Source organism: Azospirillum sp. B4, assembly GCF_000333275.1.
GTDB lineage: Bacteria > Pseudomonadota > Alphaproteobacteria > Azospirillales > Azospirillaceae > Nitrospirillum.
Genome location: NZ_BACU01000214.1, coordinates 1 through 3,771, shown reverse-complemented (window position 1 = coordinate 3,771; position 3,771 = coordinate 1). Strand labels below are relative to the sequence as shown.

Below are 3,771 nucleotides of genomic sequence, written 5' to 3'. Positions count from 1 at the left end.
TTATATAGGGCGCTATCGAAGAGTGCATCGGCCGAACAGGCATGCCGCTTGATTCCGGCCCACGCCGCCGTATCACCTAGGCCCCGTCACCGGCCCCTTGGGAACCCCTGAATGCCCGTCCGCACCCGCATCGCCGCCCTGTCCATGATTTCCCTGGCCCTGACTTCCCTGGTCCTCTTGGGCGGCACCGCCCTGGCGGCGCCGGTGACGCGGGAGGGGGCGGCCACCCTCGCGCGGGTGGCGGAGCAGCAGCTGACCAAGCCCGCCAACCCACACAAGAGCGATAGCCTGCGCCTGACCCTGAACGGCCACGCCAGCGCCGTGCCCGAGGGCGACCATTACCGGCTGAGCCTGCCGGGCGCCCAACTGCACCTGGGCGACGACACGGTGCTGGACCTGGAGACGCTGGTGCTGGCCGTCACCCCCACGGCCGACGGCCATTGGGACGCCACCGGCGCCCTGCCCAGCCCCATGGGCGTGTTCGACGGCCAGGGCATGCGCATCGGCGAGGTGCGCCTGGGCAGCCAGAGCCTGCACGCCCGCTGGACCCCCGATTTCCAGACGGTCGATCTGCTGGACGCCAAGGCGGGCGATATCCGCTTCGTCCCCCGGCCCGGCCACGGCGCCATGCAGATGGATAACCTGACCGTGCGCTTCATGCCCGAGGCCGAGGCGCGCGGGCGGTGGAGCGGCCCGGTGCGGGTGGAGGTGAACAAGCTCCTCACCAAGACGCCCGATGGGGCGGAGGAGACGCGGCTGCTGCGCGGCCTGCTGGCCATCGACCTGACCGACTTCGACATGGCCCAGGGCGCTCTGCTGCGCGTGGGCGGCGGCACGGATCCCGGCCCCGCCGGGGCGGTGCTGTCGCGGATGAAGGGCAGTTTCAGCCTGGACGGCTACGCCAGCCATGACGACGAGGGCCGGCCCTACTCCCTGAAGACCCTGACCGCCTCGGTCACCGCCGACAGCATGGACGGCGATCACGGCATCCTGTCGCTGGATTACAGCCACCGGGGCCTGAGCAAACCCGGTGCCCCCGGCCAGGCCGATCCCATTCCCACCCAGGGCGACCTGCACCTGAAAATCACCAACCTGCCCGCCCGCACCCTGGCGGAAGCCGACTGGAACACCCTGCCGGCTGACGAGAAGCACCGCAACCGCGCCATCAAGGAGCGCACGCTGGCGGCCCTGGGCGAGGCGGGCAGCCACCTGACCATTGACAAGCTGGACTTCCAGGCACCGGACGCGGCCCTGGTGGGCAACGCCGCCCTGGTGTTCGACGCCAGCAACCCGCGCGGCCTGACGGGCACCCTGTCGCTGCTGATGCGCGGCCTGGACCACCTACCGGCCAACAGCGTGGGCAACGGCCCCATGCTGGGCTTCTTCGCCCTGCAATCCCTGGGCGCGCCCGACGAGAAGGGGCGCCGCTTCAGCCTGGACTTTCGCCCCGACGGCCATGTGAAGCTGAACGGCAGCGACGTCACCCTGCTGATGACGGGCCTGGCCAAGCTGCCCTGAGATCCGACCGTCAGTCAGCTGGGCGGACTACCCGTCAGTGCCCGGGTGCGGCAGGCCGCCGCATCCTCCATGCGGGTGAAAGTCCTTCCCTGAATGCACGCATGCGGGCAAGACGGATGCATTCCTGTCTGTCCGTCGCGGAGCATCATGGCACGCCGTCGTCCTTCCTTCGTTTTTTCAGCCTCCACCGTCCTGGCGGCCGGCATCATGATGCCGGCCTTCACCGTGCCGGCGCGTGCAGGCAACCCGGTGACGCAGGCGGCGGCCGACGCGCTGGCCCAGCGTATCAACGTTCAATTGCGCGACACCCCGCACGCGCCGGGAAGCCGCATGGGCCTGACGGCCGGCACCGCCAGCGTCAGCGCCGAAGGTGACCATTACCTGCTGACGCTGACGGGGATGGAGTTCGGCATCCCCTTCGGGACGGGCACCATGCCAGCGCCCACCGAAACGGCCACCGGGACAGGAAAGGCGAAGAATGGCGCCGCCACGCCCGGTCCCACACCGGTGGGTACCACCATCCATGTCGGCACCATCACCGTGACGCTGCGGCCGGGGCCTCATGGAAACCTGGTTGGGGACGGCACCCTGCCATCGACCATAACCTTGACCGGCTGGTCCGGCGAATCCAACGGCCGGATCGCCCTGGGGCATCCCTACCTGCACATGGCCTTGCGCCCGGATGCCCGTGCGATCGACGTCGCCGACCTGTCGGCCAGCGATGTGCGTTTCCACGACGGCCACGACGGCCTGATCCTGACCCTGGGGTCCATTGCCACCCATTGGGTCGTAGACAACAAGCGGGCCGTGAGCACCACGGATCCAGACCAGTTGGAGATCAACGACCTGACGCTCTACACCAGTGCCACGCCAGCCGGCGCGCCGCGTCCTTGGCTGCACGTGGATCACCAGACCCTGCTGAGCACGCGTGCGGCCGTGGCCACGCCCAACCCGGCCAACGGCCTGCGCCTGCCCATGCCGGACAGTGCCACGGCGCGCGCCGACCTGCAGGGACTGAGCGTCATATCCCAGGCCACACCCGAGACCCCACCGCGCACGACCTTCCTCATCAGGGCTGCCTCGCTGGAATTGGATGAGAAGGGGTTGACCGGCGATCGGGCGGCCATCGCCCTTGGCATGCACCACGAGGGCCTGACGCTGCCCCCACCCGCGACACCCGCACCCGCGAACCCGCAAGGCGCGGGTCCCGGGGCCCCCGCCCCGTCGCCCGAGACCGCATCCCAGCCGCAAGCGGGCATGGCCCCGGTCATCCCGACCAGCGCCCGGGTGCACCTGACGCTGACCGACCTTCCCTTCCGCACCCTCATGAACACATCGGTGGAGTTGAACGCCACCCCGCCGGCCACAGTGGCCGAGCAGCAGGCGCGCGGCCTGGCCGTGATGCAGCGCGGCCTGAAGGCTTTGGGCCAGGCCCATACCCGGCTGGCCATCGACGGCCTGGACATGCAGTCGGCCTCCCTGGCGCTGGCCGGCACCGGCGCTTTCCTGTTCGACGAAGCCTCGCCCCGGGGCATCGTCGGCACGTTGAGCCTGGTGTTGCGCCAGCTGTCGCCGGGAGAGGGGACGGAGCGCACGCCCCTGGCCATGGCCGCCATGCTTCAGGCCATGGGCGCGCCGGGCAAGGATGAGAAGGGCCAGGCCATCCATCGCTATGTCCTGGAACTCGACAAGGCCGGTCATATGCTGCTGAACGGGCGGGACATGTCCCAGCCCATACAGATCAAACCGGCGACGCCACCGGCCGGCCCGCGCCCCGCCGCCCCACCCGCCGTTCACCCCGCAGGTGCGTCCGGCCCAGGCTGAACCAACAGGTGCATTCCGCCCCTTGGCGCCATATCTCTTCCCGGTTTTCCGGCAGCCGGCGCCGCTACCGCATCCCTGCCTGTCCCTTCGCCCGGCCCTTCACCATGGGCACGAAGGCGACGGCCAGCAGCGGGCGTTCGCGCACCTGGCCGTCGCGCCCCTTCTCCACCAGGCACAGCTGCTGCGGCCCATCCACCGGGCCCACGGGCAGCAGCAGCCGGCCGCCCGGCCGCAGCTGGTCCACCAAGGCCGGCGGCACGGACGGGGCGGCGCAGGCCGCCAGGATGGCGTCGAAGGGGGCGGCCTCCGGCCAGCCGGCATGGCCGTCCGCCACGCGGATGGTGACGTCGGCAAGGCCCGGGACGACAAGGCCCAGGGCCGCCAGCCGCGCCTCGGCCGCCCGCGCCAGTTCCCCGATCACTTCCAACC

At 70.6% G+C, this 3,771-nt stretch carries 3 protein-coding genes; 2 read left to right on the top strand and 1 reads right to left on the bottom strand.

Features of this window, described 5'->3' with window-relative positions; translation table 11 throughout:
• Window positions 1-111 precede the first annotated feature (111 nt).
• Both I55_RS09350 and I55_RS09345 read left to right on the top strand, forming a co-directional pair.
• Window positions 112-1,518, top strand: a complete 1,407-nt coding sequence (locus I55_RS09350) for a hypothetical protein (RefSeq protein ID WP_044560262.1) — start codon at window positions 112-114, stop codon at window positions 1,516-1,518.
• A gap of 147 nt (window positions 1,519-1,665) precedes the next feature.
• Window positions 1,666-3,342 carry a hypothetical protein gene (locus I55_RS09345; protein WP_044560261.1) on the top strand — a complete coding sequence of 559 codons (1,677 nt, stop codon included), beginning with the start codon at window positions 1,666-1,668 and terminating at the stop codon, window positions 3,340-3,342.
• A gap of 64 nt (window positions 3,343-3,406) precedes the next feature.
• Here the strand turns inward: I55_RS09345 and I55_RS09340 are convergent.
• Window positions 3,407-3,771: hypothetical protein (locus I55_RS09340; RefSeq protein WP_044560260.1), on the bottom strand; the 365-nt coding region annotated here is incomplete at its 5' end.